This is a genomic window from Streptomyces sp. 2P-4 (assembly GCF_030167965.1).
Classification (GTDB): domain Bacteria; phylum Actinomycetota; class Actinomycetes; order Streptomycetales; family Streptomycetaceae; genus Streptomyces; species Streptomyces globosus_A.
Genome location: NZ_CP095011.1, coordinates 60,533 through 77,657, shown reverse-complemented (window position 1 = coordinate 77,657; position 17,125 = coordinate 60,533). Strand labels below are relative to the sequence as shown.

Annotated in this window: 16 protein-coding genes; 11 read left to right on the top strand and 5 right to left on the bottom strand. The window is 75.1% G+C overall.

From position 1 onward, the window contains the following. Nucleotides 1-154: 154 nt before the first annotated feature. Nucleotides 155-1,009, top strand: coding sequence for a hypothetical protein (locus MUK52_RS00370; RefSeq protein WP_284574023.1), 855 nt, complete (start codon nt 155-157; stop codon nt 1,007-1,009). Here MUK52_RS00370 and MUK52_RS00365 read toward each other — a convergent pair. Continuing rightward, nucleotides 934-1,983, bottom strand: a complete 1,050-nt coding sequence (locus MUK52_RS00365; RefSeq protein WP_246042550.1) for a PP2C family protein-serine/threonine phosphatase — start codon at nt 1,981-1,983, stop codon at nt 934-936. The genes MUK52_RS00370 and MUK52_RS00365 overlap by 76 nt on opposite strands. A 387-nt stretch (nt 1,984-2,370) precedes the next feature. Then, nucleotides 2,371-2,517: a hypothetical protein gene (locus MUK52_RS00360; RefSeq protein WP_174250402.1), complete on the bottom strand. Its 147-nt coding sequence runs from the start codon at nt 2,515-2,517 to the stop codon at nt 2,371-2,373. 496 nt (nt 2,518-3,013) lie between these two features. Here MUK52_RS00360 and MUK52_RS00355 point away from each other — a divergent pair, with 496 nt between their 5' ends. From MUK52_RS00355 to MUK52_RS00335, 5 genes are all read left to right on the top strand, one after another. After that, nucleotides 3,014-5,191: a YcaO-like family protein gene (locus MUK52_RS00355; protein WP_284574018.1), complete on the top strand. Its 2,178-nt coding sequence runs from the start codon at nt 3,014-3,016 to the stop codon at nt 5,189-5,191. Between the two features lie 8 nt (nt 5,192-5,199). Then, nucleotides 5,200-6,459, top strand: coding sequence for an MDR family MFS transporter (locus MUK52_RS00350; RefSeq protein WP_284574017.1), 1,260 nt, complete (start codon nt 5,200-5,202; stop codon nt 6,457-6,459). Then, the gene (locus MUK52_RS00345; RefSeq protein ID WP_284574014.1) at nt 6,452-6,988 is read left to right on the top strand and encodes a GNAT family N-acetyltransferase; all 537 of its coding nucleotides are present in this window, start codon (nt 6,452-6,454) and stop codon (nt 6,986-6,988) included. The genes MUK52_RS00350 and MUK52_RS00345 overlap by 8 nt, the downstream gene beginning before the upstream one ends. After that, on the top strand, nt 6,985-7,584 hold the full coding sequence (locus tag MUK52_RS00340) for a response regulator transcription factor (protein WP_114055836.1): 600 nt from the start codon (nt 6,985-6,987) through the stop codon (nt 7,582-7,584). Before MUK52_RS00345 ends, MUK52_RS00340 begins: the two co-directional genes overlap by 4 nt. Nucleotides 7,585-7,687: 103 nt before the next feature. Then, on the top strand, nt 7,688-9,382 hold the full coding sequence (locus MUK52_RS00335; RefSeq protein ID WP_284574011.1) for a DUF885 domain-containing protein: 1,695 nt from the start codon (nt 7,688-7,690) through the stop codon (nt 9,380-9,382). Between the two features lie 51 nt (nt 9,383-9,433). Here the strand turns inward: MUK52_RS00335 and MUK52_RS00330 are convergent, their stop codons facing one another. Then, nucleotides 9,434-10,648, bottom strand: a complete 1,215-nt coding sequence (locus MUK52_RS00330) for a glycosyltransferase (protein WP_114055838.1) — start codon at nt 10,646-10,648, stop codon at nt 9,434-9,436. A gap of 35 nt (nt 10,649-10,683) precedes the next feature. On the opposite strand from MUK52_RS00330, the gene MUK52_RS00325 reads away from it, so the two are divergent. From MUK52_RS00325 to MUK52_RS00315, 3 genes are all read left to right on the top strand, one after another. Next, the gene (locus MUK52_RS00325; protein ID WP_114055839.1) at nt 10,684-11,619 is read left to right on the top strand and encodes an adenosine kinase; all 936 of its coding nucleotides are present in this window, start codon (nt 10,684-10,686) and stop codon (nt 11,617-11,619) included. A 128-nt stretch (nt 11,620-11,747) separates the two neighbouring features. Beyond that, a complete protein-coding gene (locus MUK52_RS00320; protein WP_284581626.1) occupies nt 11,748-12,158 on the top strand; it encodes a phage holin family protein in 411 nt (136 codons plus the stop codon). Further along, nucleotides 12,155-12,661 carry a DUF3618 domain-containing protein gene (locus tag MUK52_RS00315; RefSeq protein ID WP_284574007.1) on the top strand — a complete coding sequence of 169 codons (507 nt, stop codon included), beginning with the start codon at nt 12,155-12,157 and terminating at the stop codon, nt 12,659-12,661. The genes MUK52_RS00320 and MUK52_RS00315 overlap by 4 nt, the downstream gene beginning before the upstream one ends. 24 nt (nt 12,662-12,685) lie before the next feature. Here the strand turns inward: MUK52_RS00315 and MUK52_RS00310 are convergent, their stop codons facing one another. Continuing rightward, nucleotides 12,686-13,099 (bottom strand): hypothetical protein, encoded by a 414-nt coding sequence (locus MUK52_RS00310; protein ID WP_284574005.1) that lies wholly within the window; start codon nt 13,097-13,099, stop codon nt 12,686-12,688. A 283-nt stretch (nt 13,100-13,382) separates the two neighbouring features. On the opposite strand from MUK52_RS00310, the gene MUK52_RS00305 reads away from it, so the two are divergent. Then, nucleotides 13,383-15,086 carry a PP2C family protein-serine/threonine phosphatase gene (locus MUK52_RS00305; RefSeq protein ID WP_284574003.1) on the top strand — a complete coding sequence of 568 codons (1,704 nt, stop codon included), beginning with the start codon at nt 13,383-13,385 and terminating at the stop codon, nt 15,084-15,086. 10 nt (nt 15,087-15,096) lie between these two features. Continuing rightward, nucleotides 15,097-16,074, top strand: a complete 978-nt coding sequence (locus MUK52_RS00300) for an L-threonylcarbamoyladenylate synthase (RefSeq protein WP_114055843.1) — start codon at nt 15,097-15,099, stop codon at nt 16,072-16,074. A gap of 42 nt (nt 16,075-16,116) precedes the next feature. On the opposite strand, the gene MUK52_RS00295 is transcribed toward MUK52_RS00300, so the two are convergent. Continuing rightward, complete coding sequence (locus MUK52_RS00295; RefSeq protein ID WP_284574001.1) at nt 16,117-17,118, bottom strand: helix-turn-helix transcriptional regulator; 1,002 nt, start codon at nt 17,116-17,118, stop codon at nt 16,117-16,119. Nucleotides 17,119-17,125: the final 7 nt, after the last annotated feature.

The following is a 17,125-nucleotide window of genomic DNA, read 5'->3' as shown; positions in this document are numbered from 1 at the left end:
TCCCCTGGCGGAGGCCCGAGTTCGCCGGCGGGCGATGTGGCGCAGCTCTCACGCCTTTCCCGCCGCCTGCGGCAACCCTTCCGCGCCCGGCGGCAACCGGGGGACGACAGACAGCAGTTCCCGACAGCCGCTCCCCCCGAAGGAGAACCACCCCGTGACCCTTCCCGCCGACCGCCGCTTCCCCCGCCGCCGCCTGGTCCTCGCGTCCGCGGGGCTCGCCGCCGTCGCCGGCCTCGGCGTACTTCCCTTCGCCACCCGCGCGGACGCGGGCACCCCCGACCTCGCGCGCACCGCCCTCGCCGCCCGCGACGGCTGGGCGTCGAGCGGCTCGGGCACCACCGGCGGGCAGGCCGCCGACGCGGCGCACGACACAACGGTCACCACCTGGGCCGAGCTGGTCAAGGCGCTCCGCGCCGGCCCATCCGGAGCCCCGAGGATCATCCGGATCAAGGGGCGGATCGACGCCAACACCGACGACCAGGGCCGCCGGCTCGACTGCGCCGACTGCGCGAAGGGCGCCGGCTACACGCTCGCCGCCTACCTGAAGGCGTACGACCCCGCCGTCTGGGGCCGCTCCGAACTGCCCGCCGGCGCCCAGGAGCCGGCGCGGGCGGCCGCCCAGGCCCGGCAGGCCGAACGCATCGCCATCGCCGTGCCGTCGAACACCACCGTCGTCGGCGTGCCCGGCACCGACGCGGGCATCAACGGCGGCAGCCTCCTGGTGCAGAAGGCCGACAACGTCGTCTACCGGTGGACCCTCAAGCCGGGCCGCACCGTCCCCCCGGGGGGAGCACGTCTTCGCCGTCCAGTACAACCACGCCCGGGGCCCGCGGGCCCCGGGCGCCGACACGTACACCGCGACGGCCGCCACCGCCGGAGGGCGGCAGCACACGGTCACCGGCCCGTTCCGCGCACCGGGCGGAGGCTGACCCCCTACCCGGAGCCCCGGCCCTCGCCCAGCCGGACGGCGAGGGCGGCGACGTCGTCGTCGAGGCGGCCCCGGCTGTAGCGCAGCAGGTCGCCGTGGAGGGCGGCGAGCAGCTCGCGGGGCGGCGTCTGCGGCTGTCGGCGCATCCAGGCCGCCAGCGGGAAGAACTCGCCGTCGCGGGAGCGGGCCTCGGCGATCCCGTCGGTGTAGAGGAGCAGCAGGTCGCCGGGGGAGAGGTCGAAGGTGTCCACGGTGTAGTGCTGGCCGATCAGCTCCGCCAGGCTGAGCAGCGGCGACGGCGAGTCGGGTTCCAGGACGCGGAGCTCCCTCCGGTTCAGGATCAGCGGCGGCGGGTGCCCGCAGTTGAGGATGCGGATGCGTCCCCCCTCGTGCGGGATCTCGGCGAGGAGCGCGGTGGCGAAGCGCTCCATGGGGCCATCCGGGGGAAAGGCGGCGTTGTAGCGGGCGCTGCTGGCATCCAGCCTGCGCGCGACGTCGACCAGATCGGCCTCGCCGTACGCGGCCTCCCGGAAGGCGTTGACGATGGCCGCCGCGGCGCCCACCGCCGGGAGGCCCTTGCCGCGGACGTCCCCGATCAGCAGCCGGACCCCGTACGGGGTGTCCACCACCTCGTAGAAGTCCCCGCCGATGCTGGCCTCCGCTGCGGCCGCCAGGTACAGCGACTCGATCTCGACGTTCCCGAAGCGGCGCGGCAGGGGGCTCAGCACCACCTGCTGTGCCGCGTCCGCCACGAGGCGCACCTGGAAGAGGGTGCGCTCCCGCTGAAGCCGGGCGTGGCTGCCGTACGCGGCAGCCACGGTGACCGCGATGATCCCCGCGGCCGTCCACCACGTCCCCAGGTCGGGGAAGACGAAGCCGAGGCCGATCATCAGGAGGAGGCACACCGTCCCGAGCAGGACGGTGGGCAGGACCGGCCACATGGCGGCGGCGAGGGCCGGGGCCGCCGGCAGGAGGCGGCTGAAGGCCATCTCCGGCGGCGTGGCGTAGGCCAGGCCGGCGATGACGACGGTCAGGATGACCGGCGACAGCCGCACAAGCCTTCCCGGGCCGGGGCGCCGACGGGGCTGCGGCCGTCCGGTCTCGATCACATCTACAGACTATCCATGCAAAGAGGACAAAGCGCCCCGGCGAGGCCGCGCAACCCTGTCTGAAATCGAACGTATGAGTGAAAATGGCGGGCGATGGCCAGACCATGCCGTTCTACTGGCTCCACCCCGACGGCGCCCACGCCGTCAGCGCCCTCCTCACCCCCGCACAGCCGCTCGTCCCCGCCCTCGGCAACCCGTGACCCGGACCGGCTGCACACCGCCGAGCAGCCCGACCGCCTTCGCCGGCCGCACGCGCGGGATCCGCGCGGAGTGCCCGGGCACCGTCGGCCCCGACGGAGGGGCGGGGGAGAACCCCGCCCCTCCTCCCGCTCGTCAGCGCCGGCCGCGGAGACTGCCGAGGAGCCTGCGCGCCTGCTCCTGCCTGCGCGGGTCCGCAGCGGCCCGGCGTACCGACGCGATGGCCCGCCGCCCCTGGGGGCTGCGGCTGAACACCTTGAGTCTGGCGAGTAGTCCGGACACGGTTCCCTCCCGGTGTGGCCCGTCGTTTCGACGCCGTGTTCCCCGGCCCCGCCCGCGCAAACGGCGGCCCCGGGGGGATTTGCATTCGCCGTGGGGGCCCAAAACGCCGATGAGCAGGGAAAACGCCTGCGGAACAAGCCCTCCCGCGGGGCGGAATCTGGAGTGCGGATGGAGCGCGGCTTTAATTGCGGCGGAATGTGAAAAACGCATCTGTGCAAGGCCGTTGGAGGCCCGTAACGTATTTCCCGTAAGCACGACCGAACGGAAAACAGGAGGAAAAACCATGATCTCCACCGTCAAGGCCAGCGCCGTCACCGCCGTCGTCCACAACCGCGCCGTGGTCCACAACCGGGCCGTCGTCCACAACCGCGCGGTCGTGCACAACCGCACGGTGGCCAAGTGAAGCTGACCGTCTAAGGTCCTTCTCCCACGGCCCCGGGATCCATCCCCCGGGGCCGTGGCCCTTTGTATCGGAACTCGTTTCATGGGGGCGGTAATGCCGGCGGAAGACACCGCTTGGGAACTCCTGGACACCGAGGTGTACGACCTCGGACAGGATATGTGCTTTCTTGCCACACCGAACGGCGGACAGTTCTACATTTCCGCCCCGCCGGAGGAGTTCCGCGCCTGGCTGGCACGCTGCGACGGCACCAGGACCCGCACCGAACTGCTCGCCGGAATGTCCCCCGACTACGCCGAGGTCGTCGACGTCCTCCGGGACGACGGCTGCCTGAGCCCGGCCGGGGCCGCCCGCGACGCCGACCGGGCCGCCCGCATCGCCCGCACCACCGTGCTCCTCACCGGCGCGCCCGAACTCACCAACCCCCTCGCCCACGCACTTGCCACCACCGGATACCGGCACGTCGGGCCGGCCCCCGAAGACCTAATCGCGATTGACGCCGCCGATCTCACCGACACCGTGCTCGTCGCCGCCTTCCCCCACCCCGCGCACGCCGAACTCGGCCGACTCGACGGACTGTGCGCGCGACTCGGCCTGCGCTGGCTGCCGCTGCGCCACGAACGCGGCCGGGCCGTCCTCGGCCCCGCCATCACCCCGGGCGTCTCGGCCGACTTCACCGACGTACTGGAGCGCCGGCTCAGCGCGGCTGCCGACCCGCGGATCCCCGAAGCCATGCGGGCCGCGCCGCCACCCGGGGCCCGCCGGCTCCGCGGCGGCGACATCCGCTGGACCGCCTCCCAACTCGCCGTGAGCCTGGAGCGCTGGATCAGCGGCGAGGCCGCCGTCGACGAGGCCGAGCTCGATCCGCGCCGCCTCACCCGCCTCGAACGCACCATCCTGCCCGTCCCCACCCGGCCGCGGCCCGTGGTCCGCGGCAACCCCGACGACGACCTGCTCCTCGACGACCAGGTCGGCGTGGTGACCGGAGTCCAGGAGCTGGCTCCGCTCCCCGGCATGCCCGCGCAACTGCGGGTGTGCGCCTTGGACGTCGCCGACATGCGGCGCGTCGCGGACTGGCCCAACGACCGGCAGGCGTTCGGCACGTCCTGGTCCGATTTCGACGCCGCCCGCCGCAGCGCCGTCGGAGAGGCAGTCGAACGCTACTGCGGCAGCCGGCTCCCCGAGGACCGCCTCCGCTTCGGCAGCCACGCGAGCCTGCGCCGGGCCGGGATCCCCGCGCTCGACCCGCGCCGCCTGCACCTGTACTCCGAGCGGCAGTACCGAAGCGACGGCTTCCCCTTCGCCCCGCTGACCACCGACGCCGAGTGCTCCTGGGTCGAGGGCCGCTCCTGGACGACCGGCGAACCGGTGTGGGTGCCCGCCTTCCTCGTCGCCCACGGCGAGCACGACCCGCTCCCGTACTCCGACCCGCTCGTCGCCGGCGTGGCCTGCGGCACCAGCGAGGAGCACGCCGTCACCTCCGGGCTCGAAGAGGTCATCGAGCGCGACACGACCATGCTGTGGTGGGCGAACGCAGCCCGCCTGCCCCGGCTGCCGATGACGGACCGGCTACGCGCCCTCACCGCGGACAGCGCCGACGCCTACGACACCACCCTGATCCCCCTGGACAACGAGTTCGGTGTCCCCGTACTCGCCGCCGTCGTCCGCGACCGCGCCACCGGCTGGCTCGCCATCGGCTTCGCCACCCGCCCCGACCCGTACGAGGCGGCGGAGAAGGCGCTCGCCGAGGGGTTCACCCTGCACCACACCTGCCGCTTCCTCGACGACGAGAAGGCCCTCGGGGACGGTGTGGCGGACCTGCCGCACCTCGGCAACCTCAAGCCGTACCGCGCCGACCGCCGCTACCTCGACTCCTACCGCCCCGACTTCGCGGACGTCCGCGACCTGCTGTGCCAGCAGCAGCTCCACCTCGACCCGCGGGCCGGAGAGCACGTCGCGCCCTGGCTGGAGGACCTCCCCTTCCGCCCCTGGCACGGGCTGCCCGCCCTCGGCGAGCGGCGCCTCGCCGTCTACCGGGAACGCGTCGAGGCCCGCGGATTCGAGGTCATCAGTGTCGACCTGACGACCTGTGACGCCGAGGCGGCCGGGTTCTCCGCCGCGCACACGATCGTGCCGGGCCTCGTGTCGAACTTCCCCGCCGGCATGCCCATGTGGGGCAACGGCAGGATCGGCCGCGCCGGCGTCCGGCTGGGCTGGCGGCCGCAGCCGCTCGCCGAGACCGAGTACAACGTATTCCCGCTACCCCACGCGTGAGGGACACGATGGCTGTCATCGACACGTTCGGCCTGCCCAACACCAAGGGCCGCAGGCCCCTGATCGTCGCGCAGATCGTCGACGCCCTGGGCACCGGCCTCTTCCTGCCCTTCGCGGTGGTGTACTTCCACGCCGCCAAGGGCATCCCCCTGACCACGGTCGGCCTGATGCTGTCGACCGGCGCCCTGCTCTCCCTGCCCGCGGGCCCGCTCGGAGGCAGGCTGATCGACCGGATCGGGCCGCGGCGCGTCCTCGTCTCGGCCAATCTGATCCGCGTCCTCACCTTCACCGCCTACGTGTTCACCGACACCCCCTGGCAGCTCGTTCTCCTCGTCACGGCCACCATGTGGGGCGACAGCCTCTTCCGGCCCTCCGTCTTCGCCCTCGTCGCCCAGGTCGCCGACGACGGGCACCGGGCCCGCTGGTACGCGATGGACCGCTCCCTGCGCAACGCCGGTATCGGCGCGGGCGGCCTCATCGGCAGCACTTTCGTCGGCTGGGGCGGCACCTCCGGCTACACCGCCGTCGTCGTCCTGAACGCCCTGTCGTTCCTCCTCGCCGCCGGGCTCGTCGCGACCTGGCGCCGGGGCGCCCTCCGGAGCCCCGCCGCGCCCGCCCCAGCCGACGCCGCCCGGAAGGCGGAACCGCGCGCCGGCTACCGGGAGGTCCTCGCCGACCGGCCGTTCCTCGCCGTCCTCGCCACCACCTGGGTCTTCGCCCTGTGCGACCTGGCGCTGACCCTGCTGCTGAGCGCGTACATCATCGAGGGGCGCGGGCTCCCCGAGTGGCAGCCCGGCATGCTCTTCGCGATCAACACGGTCATGGTGGTGCTCGGCCAGACCGCCCTGGCCAAGGCCGTGGAGAGGTACCGGCGGCCCGCCGTGCTCCAGACGGCGGCCGTCCTGTGGATGGCGTCCTTCCTGGTCATCGCGGCCGTGCCCGGCGACCACGCGAGCCTCGCCTTCTGCGGGCTCGTCCTCGGCATGGTCGTCTTCACGGTCGCCGAACTGCTCCAGGCCCCCACCACCAGCGCGCTGATCGTGGGCATGGCCGCGGGGCACCTCCGCGGCCGCTACCTGGGCATGGAGGAGCTGATGTGGAGCCTCGCCAAGGTGCTGGCGCCGACCGTGTTCACCGGGCTGCTGGCCTTCGGGGCCGCCCTGCCGTGGCTCATGCTGTGCGCCTTCTGCCTCGTCGCCGTCGTCCTGCTCCAGCGGCTCAACCGGGTGCTGCCGGCGCACGTCCAGCGGGAGACCGCCGATGTCTGAGCCCGGCTCCGCACCCCTGCACCTCGGCGAGTTCCGCGAGGTCTACCACCGGGTCTACCGCGAACCGCCCTACCACGAGGACACGGCGGACGCGGACGGCTTCGCCCGGCAACTCGCCGGCCACGCGGCCCTGCCGGGCTTCGCCGTCGCCACCGTCCGCGACGGCGCGACCCTGACCGGGTTCGCCTACGGAGTCCACCGAGGGGCCGGCTGGTGGCACCCGCGGGCCGCCGCCCCCGCACCTCGGCGGCTGCGCCGCCTGCCGTTGTTCTACGTGTACGAGCTCGCGGTCGTCCGGGAGGCCCGCGGCCGCGGGCACGGCCGCCTGCTCCTCGACCGGCTGCTGGCCGACCGCAGCGAGCCGTACGCCGTCCTCGCCGCATCCGGGAAGGCGCCGGCCCGCGACATGTACCGGCGGTGGGGCTGGACCGAGGCGGGCAGGCTGACGGGCCCGCCGCACGGCGTGGACCTCCTCGTCCTGCCGCTGCCGCAACAGCACCGTCCCGACCGCCGCGGGGAGACCGGATGAACACCGACGTGCTGGTCCACGACGACCTCGCCCTGTCCCGCGCCGCGCTCACCGCCCTCCTGGACGGCTTCCCCGGCCTCACCGTCGTCGCATCCGCCGACAGCGCGTACGCCGCCCTGGAGTTCGCCGAACTCCACCGTCCCGACGTCGTCCTCATCAGCTTCGGCGGCCGGGACGAGGAGACCCTCGAGGCCGCCGAGAAGATCGCCGTCCTCCCGGGCAGCCGAACCCTGCTCCTCGCCACCGCCTGCCCCCGGCCCCTCGTCCGCAGGGCCCTCGCCGGCGGCATCGGCGGACTGGTCCGCCGCAGCGACCCGCCCGAACGCCTCGCCGAGGCCGTCCGCCGCGTGCACCGCGGAGAGCGGGTCTTCGACGACGGGCCCGCGGCAGCGCCGGGCGGGGACTGCCCGCTCACCCGCCGGCAGCTGTCCGTCCTCGAACTCCTCCACCGCGGCGACCCCGTCCCGCAGATCGCCGCCCGGCTCTCCCTGTCCGAAGGCACCGCCCGCAACTACGTCTCCGCCGTCGTGTCCGCCATGGGCGCCCGCAACCGCATCGACGCGCTGCGCATGGCCCGCGAACGGGAGTGGATCTGATCCCGGCCGCCCCGGCCCCGCACCCCGCCCCGCCCGCACACCCCCCCACCGACCCGCCGGCCCCCATCCCGCCGACGCACCCACCCGTACAAGGACGGCTCGCATGCCCCACTCCACCGCCCCCAGCGGCGGCAGGCTGCCCCGGGAGGTCGCCGACGCCCACGTCGACGCCTTCGTCGCCCTCGACCCGATCGCCGCCACCTTCCTCGGTGTCGCCGCCGGCTCCGACCGCCTCCCCGACCTTTCGCCCGACGGCCGGCACGCCGCCGCCGACCTGGCCCGCACCACCCTGCGACAGCTCGCCGAAGCCGAGCGGGAGCCCGGCGCCGACACCGCCGCCGAACGCCGCTGCGCCCGCCTGCTCCGCGAGCGGCTCACCGCCGAACTCGCCGTCCACGAGGCCGGCGAGCACCTCCGCACGGTCGGCAACCTCGGCTCGCCGCTGCACGAGGTCCGCGACGTCTTCACCCTCACCCCCCAGGACACCGCCGAGGACTGGGCGGCGATCGGACGGCGGTTGTACGCCGTCCCCGACGCCCTCGCCGGCTACCAGGCGTCCCTGGGCACCGGACTCGCCCGCGGCCTCACCGCGGGGCCCCGGCAGACCGCCGCCGTCATCGGCCAGCTGACCGAGTGGATCGGCACGGACCGCAGCTGGTTCCAGGAGTTCACCGACCCCTGCCCCGAGCCGCTGCGCCCCGGGCTCGACGGCGCCGCCGCGGCCGCCACCGGTGCCCTCGCCGAACTCCGCGACTGGCTCCGCGACACCTACGCGCCGGCCGTCGCGGACGCTCCGGACGTCGCCGGCAGGGAGCGCTACGTCCGCCTCGCCCGCCACCACAACGGCACCGACCTCGACCTGGACGAGGCCTACGCCTACGGCTGGGCCGAGTTCCGCCGGCTGCTCGCCGAGATGCGCACCGAGGCCGGACGCGTCCTGCCCGGCGCCACCGACCCGTGGGAGGCGCTGGCCTGGTGCGACCGGCACGGCGACGCCGTCGAAGGCGTCGAGGAGACCCGGCAGTGGCTCCAGACGCTGATGGACGACACCATCGGCCTCCTCGACGGCACCCACTTCGAACTGGCCCCGCGCGTCCGCAGGGTCGAGTCGCACATCGCCCCGCGGGGCAGCGCCGCCGCCCCCTACTACACCGAGCCGTCCCTGGACTTCTCCCGGCCCGGACGCACCTGGCTCCCGACCATGGGCGAGACCCGCTTCCCCGTCTACGACCTCGTCACCACCTGGTACCACGAGGGCGTACCCGGCCACCACCTCCAGCTCGCCCAGTGGGCGCACGTCGCCGACGACCTCTCCCGCTACCAGACCACCCTGGGCCTCGTCGGCGCCAACGCCGAGGGCTGGGCGCTGTACGCGGAGCGCCTCATGGACGAACTGGGCTTCCTGACCGACCCGCAGCGCCGCCTCGGCTACCTGGACGCGCAGATGATGCGGGCCGTCCGCGTCATCGTCGACATCGGCATGCACCTGGAACTGGAGATCCCGAAGGACTCGCCCTTCCACCCGGGCGAACGCTGGACACCCTCCCTGGCCCAGGAGTTCCTCGGCCGGCACACCAGCCGCCCCGCCGACTACGTCGAGAGCGAGATCACCCGCTACCTGGGCATGCCCGGCCAGGCCATCGGCTACAAGCTGGGCGAGCGGGTCTGGCTGGCGGGCCGGGAGGCCGCCCGTGCCCGGCACGGCGCGGGCTTCGACCTCAAGGCCTGGCACATGGCCGCCCTGTCGCAGGGCTCGCTCGGCCTGGACGACCTGCTCGGCGAACTCTCCGCCCTCTGACGCGCGCCCGCGGGGACCCGCCCGCAGGGACCCGCCCGCCCTTGTGCGGTCTCATCCGGCACACCGCGAGCCGATGCGGGCGAGCACCGCGCCGGCGCCGTCCTCCGCCGCGATGCGGCGGGCGAGGGCGGCCGCCCGGCGGCGGTGGGCCGGCTCGGACAGGCAGGCGCGGATCGCGGCGCCGAGGGTTTCGGCGGTGAGGTCCCGCAGCGGCAGGGGCCGGGTGGCCACTCCCAGCCGGTGCAGCCGGGCCGCCCAGAAAGGCTGGTCGGCCATGACGGGCACCGGCACCGCCGGCACCCCGGCCCGCAGCCCGGCCCCGGTCGTGCCCGCCCCGGCGTGGTGGACGACGGCCGCGGTGCGGGGGAACAGCCAGTCGTGCGGGACGTCGCCGACGGCCAGGACGCCGTCACCGCAGCCGGCCAGGCCGGCCCACCCGGCCTGGACCACCGCCCGCACCCCCGCCCGCCGCACGGCCGCGGCCACCAGCGCGCTGAGCCGTTCCCCCTGCCCGGCCGCCATGCTGCCGAACCCGACGAACACCGGCGGCGGCCCCGCCCGCAGGAAGTCGGCCAGGTCGGCCGGGGGCCGCCAGCCGTCGGGCCGCGCGGGCCACCAGTACCCCGACACACCGACCCCGGAGGGCCAGTCGCGGGGGCGGGGCACCACCAGCGGGCTGAAGCCGTGGAACACAGGCCGGACGCCGTCCGGCTGCACGGGCGCCTCGGCCGGCAGTCCGAGCCGCCCGCGCAGCCGGGCCGCGGCGCCCGCGAAGACCCCGGCCGCACGCGCCACCACGTCCCGGCCCGCGGCGAGGTTCGCCTCGGGCCCCCGTCCCTCAGCGGGCCCCTCCGGCGGCAGCGGGAACCGCCGGGTGGCGAACGACGGGGTGAGGTAGGTGCCGATGACGGGGACACCGAGCGCCTCACCGGCCGCCAGACTGAGCGGAGCCGGCCCGAAGGCGGTGAGCAGCAGGTCCGCGCCGCCCGCCGCCGCCTCCGCCACCCCGTCGGCGAGCCCCTCCGCGTACGCCCTGGTCAGAGCCCGCGCCTCCTCCCGGGACGCCGCCCGCGACCAGCCCCGCATGAGCCCCTCGGGGTCCCCCGGCAGGGGCCGGCACTCGAGGCCGCAGCCTTCGACGAGCGCCGCCAGCGCCGGGTGCGCGGCTACGGCGACCTCATGGCCGGCATCGAGCAGGCGCCTCCCCAGCCCCGTGAACGGGGCGACGTCCCCGCGCGAGCCGGCCGTGACGATCAGAATCCGCATGCACCGATCATTCCCGACAGCCCGAGAGGAACCCCATGCCCCGCGACATCGACGTCCTGGTCCTGGGCGGCGCCGGCGTGGACACGGTCGTCCACGTCCCCCGACTGCCGCTGCCCTTCGCCGACAGCCACATGATCCGGCCCGGCATCACGACGCGCGCCGGGCAGAGCGGCGACTTCGTCGCGCTCGGCCTGGCCGCGCTGGGCCTGCGCACCCACCACATGGACCTGATCGGCGACGACCACGAGGGAGACCTGGTCCGCGCCCTCCACCGCGACCACGGCATCCCCCTCACCGCGCTCCCGCACCCGGCGGGCACCAAGCGCGCGGTCAACCTCGTCGCCCCCGACGGGCGCCGGCAGTCCCTCTACGACGCGACCCGCGCGGACGGCCCGGACCGGCTGCCCGAGGCGGCGGTACGCCGGCTCGCGGCCGCCTCCCGCCACGCGCACGTCGTCATCACCCACCCCTGGGCGCACGCGCTGCCCCTGCTCCGCGAGGCCGGCGCCACCCTCTCCACCGACCTGCACGACTGGGACGGCGCCGACCCCTACCACGAGGCGTACGCCCTCGCCGCGGACCTCGTCTTCCTGTCGGCCGCCGCCCTCGCCGACCCGGAGCGCACCATGCGCGGCATCGCCGCCCGCGGCCGGGCCCGCACCGTCGTCGCCACGGCCGGCGCGGACGGCGCCCTCCTGCTGGCGGACGGCGAGCTGAGCCACGTGGCGGCGGCCGAGCCGCCCGGCCCGGTGGTGGACACCAACGGCGCCGGCGACGCCTTCGCCGCCGGCTTCCTGTTCGGCCTCCTGAACGGCGAGGACCCGCGGCGCTGCGCCCGGTACGGGGCGGTCGCCGGGGCCCACGCGTGCACCGTCCCGTCGACGCGTACGGGCGCCGTCACCCGTACGGACCTCCTCGCCCGCGCCGCCGGGACGGACCCGGCGCAAGGGCTTCGTCCCCCTGCGGGGTGAAACCGCCGGCCGGGCCCCCGGAGGACCCCTTCACCCCTGCGGGTGGCGACGGGACGGATGCCCGGCCGGTCGGGGGGTAGGCGCACGCGGAGACCATCACCGACACGGGGAGGAAGGCGGGCATGGCAATGAGCTCCGTCGGACGCAGTCCACGCCAGGACGAGCCGGTGGGCGCGCTCGTCACGCGGGCATCCCAGCAGCTCTCGGAGCTCGTCCGGGAGGAGATGCAGCTGGCACGGGCCGAGATGGCCGGCAAGGGCAGGCACTACGGGGCGGGCGGCGGCCTCCTCGGCGGCGCCGGCCTCGTCGGCGTACTGGCCGCCCAGGCCCTGGTGGCCGCCGCCGTCGCGGCCCTGGCCCTCGTCCTGCCGGTATGGGCGTCGGCCCTGGTCGCCGGCGCCCTGCTCGCGGCGGTGGCCGCCGTACTGGCCCTGGCCGGCAGGCAGCAGGTCGCCAAGGCCGGCGCCCCCGCTCCCGAGCGGACCATCGACAGCATCAAGGCCGACGTGGCCGAGATCAGGGAGAAGGCACACCGATGAGCGAACAGCCCCGAAACGGCGAATCCGCACCCGCGCCCGAACCCGAGGAGCTGCGCGAGCAGGTCGAGCACACCCGCGAGGAGCTCGGGGCGACCGTGGAGGCGCTGGCCGCCAAGGCCGACGTCAAGGCGCAGGCCAAGGAGAAGGCGGCGGAGATCAGGGAGCAGGCGGCGGCGAAGGCGGCACACGCCTCCGACCAGCTGCGGGACAAGGCGGCGCACGCGGCCGAACGCGTCAGGGACAAGACCCCCGAGCCCGTCCGCGACAAGGCGGCCCACGCCGCCGCACACCTGCGCGACGGGGCCGCCCGGGCCGGTCACCTCGCCGCGGAGAAGACCCCCGAGCCGCTGCGCGAGAAGGCCGGCACGGCCGCGACGAAGGCGCGGGCCAACCGGGCGCCGCTGATCGCCGCCGGCGCGGTGGGGCTCGCCCTCCTCGTGATCCTGCGCCACAGCCACAGCCACAGCCGCAGCCGCAGCCACGGCCGGTGCTGGCGGAGGTGATCCGAGCCGTCCGGCCGCGTTCCGCTACGCGCCGATCCGGGCCAGGACGGCGGCCAGCCGCCGCACCGCGTCCTCGGCGTCGGCGAGCTGCTCCCGGGCGGGCTGCACGGTGTCGAAGTGGGGACCGTCGCCCGGCGGCAGCGCCCGCCAGTGCAGGACCGGCGTCAGCGCCTCGATGCACGCGGCGAGGAACCAGGCGAGGCGCCCGTGCGTGCGCGCCAGGGCGATCGCGAGTGCGGCCAGTGCCTCGCGCAGGTGCGCCAGCCGCTCGATGTCCGGCGGCGGGCCCCCGGCGGGCGGGCCGCCGACCGCCTCCTCCAGGCCGGCGGCCGCCCCGCGCGCCAGGGCCCGGTCAGCCGGCGTGAGGTCCCAGGCCCCGTCCTGGACCTGCTGATTCACCTCGGTGATCAGCCCTGCCACCGCCAACTGCACGTCCATGGCGCCCAAGATAGCGGCGCGGCCCCGCGCCCGACGGCCGATCCGGTCCGGTGTCCGGCCAGGGGCGGCGCGACCACCGCGGCACCACCGTGGCCCGGTGCGGCCCGGAGGAGGAACTCCCCTCCCGGACCGCGGACTTGCTCCATGGCCGCCCCGCCCGTGGCGATCGCTCCCACCGGCCGGCGCGGCCGGGCGCGGCCCTGTGTCCGGTACGGAGTCCGGACCGCCGCAGGCGGCGCCGGGCTGCATCCTGGGCGAACGGGCAATGTGACATGCTCGTTGCATGACTGACCACGTGCAGCCGTCGCCGCCCGGGTCCGACGGCATCGCCTCCGCTTCGGGGGACGGTGGGTCGGTCTACTTCCCGCGCCCCTGCACGGCCCGCAGGCCGCCGGACACGGGCGGCGAGCCGGCCCCCGTCCTGGCGGAGGCCGCGGTGCAGTCCGTGCTGGACGGGCTTCCCGGTTCGGTGACCCTGCTCCTGCCGGTCCGCGGCGCCGACGGCACGGTGGCCGACTTCCGCATCGCGGCGGCCTCGCCCGAGGCGGTCGACATCGGAGCCCGCCGGGGCAAGGAGCTGATCGGGCTGAGCGTGGCGGCCACCTACCCGACCGTGGTCGGATCGGCGCTGTGGGAAGGCTACCTGCGGGCCCTGCGGACCGGCCTGCGCTACGAAGGGGAGCCGTTCGAGTACGAGGAGGTACTCGCCGGCATTCCGCGGCTCTCACGGTTCGCCGTACTCGCCTCGGCCTCCCACGGCGGGCTGATCGTCTCCTGGGTGCGGCTCGACAACGGCGAACGCGAGCAGCGGCGCCTCGCGGTGATGCAGCGCCTCGGCGGCATGGGATGGGCGGACTGGGACCTCGTCCGGAACACCGCCACATGGTCGGAGCACGCCTACTCGGTCTTCGGCCGCGACCGGTCCGCAGGCCCGATGGCCCTGGACGAGCTGCCCGCGCACGTCGTCGGCGAAGACCGTGTGGAACTGAGCGCCGTGGTGGAGCAGCTGCTGGGCACCGGCAGGTCCGTCGACCACACGTTCCGCCTCACCACCCCCCGCGGCGAGGTCCGGCACGTGCGGATCGTCGCAGAGTCCGAGCGGGACGCACACGGCCACCCGGTCGCGATCCACGGCTTCTTCCAGGACCTCACCGCCGCGAAACGGGCCCAGGCGCAACTCCTGGAGAGCCAGCAGGCCGCCCTCGCCCACCGCAGCCAGCTGACCGCCGAGCGCGATGTCGCCGAACGCCTCCAGCACGCCCTCCTGCCGCTGGCCCAGCAGTCCCTCAGCCTGGCCGGCCTGACCGTGGACGTCGCCTACCACCCGCTCCAGGAGGGCCTCAACGTCGGCGGCGACTGGTACAGCGCGATCGAGCTGCCCGACGGCAGCGCCCTCCTCGTCATCGGGGACGTCGCCGGCCACGGACTGGACGCCGTGGCCACCATGGCCCAGCTGCGCTTCACCGCCAAGGGCATGGCCATCACCGGCATGCCCCTGCCGGCGATCCTGACCAGGCTGAACACCCTGCTGCTGCACACCGCCGAACGCAGCTTCAGCACGGCCACCATGATCATGGCCCACTACGAGCCCGCCACCTCCAAGCTCACCTGGGTGCAGGCCGGCCACCCGCCGCCGCTGCTCCTGCGCCGGGGCAGCGCCTCATACCTCAGCTCACCGCCCGGCATCCTGCTGGGCGCGGTGCCCGCCCCGCGCTACGAAGCCGCGAGCACGCACCTGCGGCCCGGCGACCAGCTCCTGCTCTACACCGACGGCCTGATCGAGAGGCCCCGGGAGGACCTCGACACCAGCCTGGCACGCCTCGCCCGCGCCGCCGTCCGCAGCGCCGCCGAGGGCGGCGCCCTCGACGGCATCCTGAACGCGCTCGTCGACCCCGTGACCCGCCGCGACGACGTCTGCGCCCTCCACGTCAGCCTCCGCAGCCCCGCAGCTCCCCACCCGGCCGTCCCCGCTTCTGCGGTCTCCTAGAATTGCGGGAATGGGTACGACAACCAGTGACATCGAGAAGGCAGCCGGTGTGCTGCGCGCCGGAGGGCTCGTCGCCCTCCCGACGGAGACCGTCTACGGTCTGGGCGCCAACGCCGAAGACCCGGCTGCCGTGGCGCGCATCTTCCAGGTCAAGGGGCGTCCGCCCTCCCACCCCCTGATCGTCCACATCGGCGGCGCGGAGCAGCTCGACAGCTGGGTGCAGGACGTGCCCCCGACGGCGCGGCTGCTCGCCGAGCGCTTCTGGCCGGGTCCGCTCACGCTCGTGCTGAGGCGCGGCCCCCGCGTGCCCCTCGAAGCGACCGGCGGCCTGGAGACGGTGGCCGTCCGCGTCCCCGACCACCCCGTCGCCCTGGAGCTGCTCGCCGCCTTCGGCGGCGGCGTCACCGCCCCGTCGGCGAACCGCTTCGGCTCCGTCAGCCCCACCACCGCGGACCACGTCCGCACCGAACTCGGGGACGCCGTCGACTTCGTGCTCGACGGCGGATCCTGCGAGGTCGGCGTCGAGTCGACGATCGTCGACGTCACCGGCGACGTCCCGAGCATCCTCCGCCCGGGCGGCGTGACGCGCGAGGACCTCGAAACGGCACTGGGCCGGCCGCTCGCCGTCCCCGCCGTGAGCACCGTCCGCGTGCCGGGCCAGCACCCGTCGCACTACGCCCCCCGCGCCCGCGTCGTCCTCGTCGAGCCGGAGGACGTCGCCGCCGAAGCCGCGCTGGCACAGGAGGCCGGCCACCGGGTCGGCGTCTTCCTCCCCGCCTCCCTCGCCGACACCCCCGTCAAGGCGCACGCGGTGGTCGCCGTGCCCCGCTCCCTGGAGGGTTACGCACGCGGGCTGTACGGGTTCCTGCGCGAGCTCGACGAGCAGGGCTGCGACCTGATCATCGCCTCCCTGCCCGCGGAGGAGGACCTCGGCCTGGCGATCGCCAACCGGCTGCGCCGCGCCGCGGGGCCCCGGACCGCGGTCTGACCGCGACCCGGCCCCCGCGGCTCCGGACGGCCCGCGGGGCGGTCAGCCCGATCCGGGTTCCGCTCCCGCATCTCCTGCGGTCGCCGGTCCGGGCGCCGGGGCCGCTGCCGTCAGGCGGGCGCCGAGTTCGCGGACGCGGTCGACGAGTTCGGCCGGTTCGTGCACCTCGAACGGCACGCCTGCCAGGCCCACCCACAGCGCGAGCTCGTCCAGGGAATCCGAACCGCAGGTCAGCAGGCAGGCGTCCGGTCCCTCCGGCTGGATCGTCGCGGTGGTCGGCGAGAACCGCGCGGAGACGGCGGAGGCCGGCGCGTGGAGCGTGAAGCGGGCCTGGTAGCGGTACGGGGCACTGGCGACGGCGCGGGAGGTGTACCGCGCGGGGTCGGTGTCGGGGAGGTCGCGGGGAGTGAACCGGGGGCCGTCCGGTGTGCGCAGGGCCATCCGGTCGAGGCGGAAGGTCCGCCAGTCCGAGCGCACCGTGTCGAAGCCCAGCAGGTACCAGTGGCGTCCCGTCGCCACCAGCCGGTACGGCTCGGCCTGCCGTACACCGGCGCCGCCCCGGGCGTCGGCGTAGTCGAAGCGGAGTGTGACGTGGTCCCGGCAGGCGGCGGCGATGGCGGTCAGCATGCCGGGGTCGACGGAGGGGCCGCCGGCCGCCATGGGGACCGTCGCCGCCTGCAGAGCGCGCACCCGGCGCCGTAGCCGCGCTGGCAGCACCTGCTCCAGTTTTGCCAGCGCCCGCACGGAGCTGTCCTCCATCCCGGCCACCGTGCCGCCGGCTGCGGTCCGCAGCCCGACGGCGACGGCCACCGCCTCCTCGTCGTCCAGCAGCAGCGGCGGCAGGTCCGAGCCGGGACCGAGCCGGTATCCCGCGACGCCGGCGAGTGATTCGACGGTGTACCCGAGCTCGCGCAGCCGGTCCACGTCGCGGCGGACAGTCCGGGTGGTCACCCCGAGCCGGTTCGCCAGCTCCGCGCCGGACCACCGGCGGCGTGTCTGCAACAGGGAGAGCAGTCTGAGCAGGCGGGCGGAAGTCTCCAACACCGCACTC

What these genes read in the sequence shown, in the direction of transcription:
- MUK52_RS00355 (WP_284574018.1), top strand. Translation starts at nt 3,014, where the DNA reads ATGCCGGCGGAAGACACCGCTTGGGAACTCCTGGACACCGAGGTGTAC.
- MUK52_RS00350 (WP_284574017.1), top strand. Translation starts at nt 5,200, where the DNA reads ATGGCTGTCATCGACACGTTCGGCCTGCCCAACACCAAGGGCCGCAGG.
- MUK52_RS00345 (WP_284574014.1), top strand. Translation starts at nt 6,452, where the DNA reads ATGTCTGAGCCCGGCTCCGCACCCCTGCACCTCGGCGAGTTCCGCGAG.
- MUK52_RS00340 (WP_114055836.1), top strand. Translation starts at nt 6,985, where the DNA reads ATGAACACCGACGTGCTGGTCCACGACGACCTCGCCCTGTCCCGCGCC.
- MUK52_RS00335 (WP_284574011.1), top strand. Translation starts at nt 7,688, where the DNA reads ATGCCCCACTCCACCGCCCCCAGCGGCGGCAGGCTGCCCCGGGAGGTC.
- MUK52_RS00330 (WP_114055838.1), bottom strand. Translation starts at nt 10,648, where the DNA reads ATGCGGATTCTGATCGTCACGGCCGGCTCGCGCGGGGACGTCGCCCCG.
- MUK52_RS00325 (WP_114055839.1), top strand. Translation starts at nt 10,684, where the DNA reads ATGCCCCGCGACATCGACGTCCTGGTCCTGGGCGGCGCCGGCGTGGAC.
- MUK52_RS00320 (WP_284581626.1), top strand. Translation starts at nt 11,748, where the DNA reads ATGAGCTCCGTCGGACGCAGTCCACGCCAGGACGAGCCGGTGGGCGCG.
- MUK52_RS00315 (WP_284574007.1), top strand. Translation starts at nt 12,155, where the DNA reads ATGAGCGAACAGCCCCGAAACGGCGAATCCGCACCCGCGCCCGAACCC.
- MUK52_RS00310 (WP_284574005.1), bottom strand. Translation starts at nt 13,099, where the DNA reads ATGGACGTGCAGTTGGCGGTGGCAGGGCTGATCACCGAGGTGAATCAG.
- MUK52_RS00305 (WP_284574003.1), top strand. Translation starts at nt 13,383, where the DNA reads ATGACTGACCACGTGCAGCCGTCGCCGCCCGGGTCCGACGGCATCGCC.
- MUK52_RS00300 (WP_114055843.1), top strand. Translation starts at nt 15,097, where the DNA reads ATGGGTACGACAACCAGTGACATCGAGAAGGCAGCCGGTGTGCTGCGC.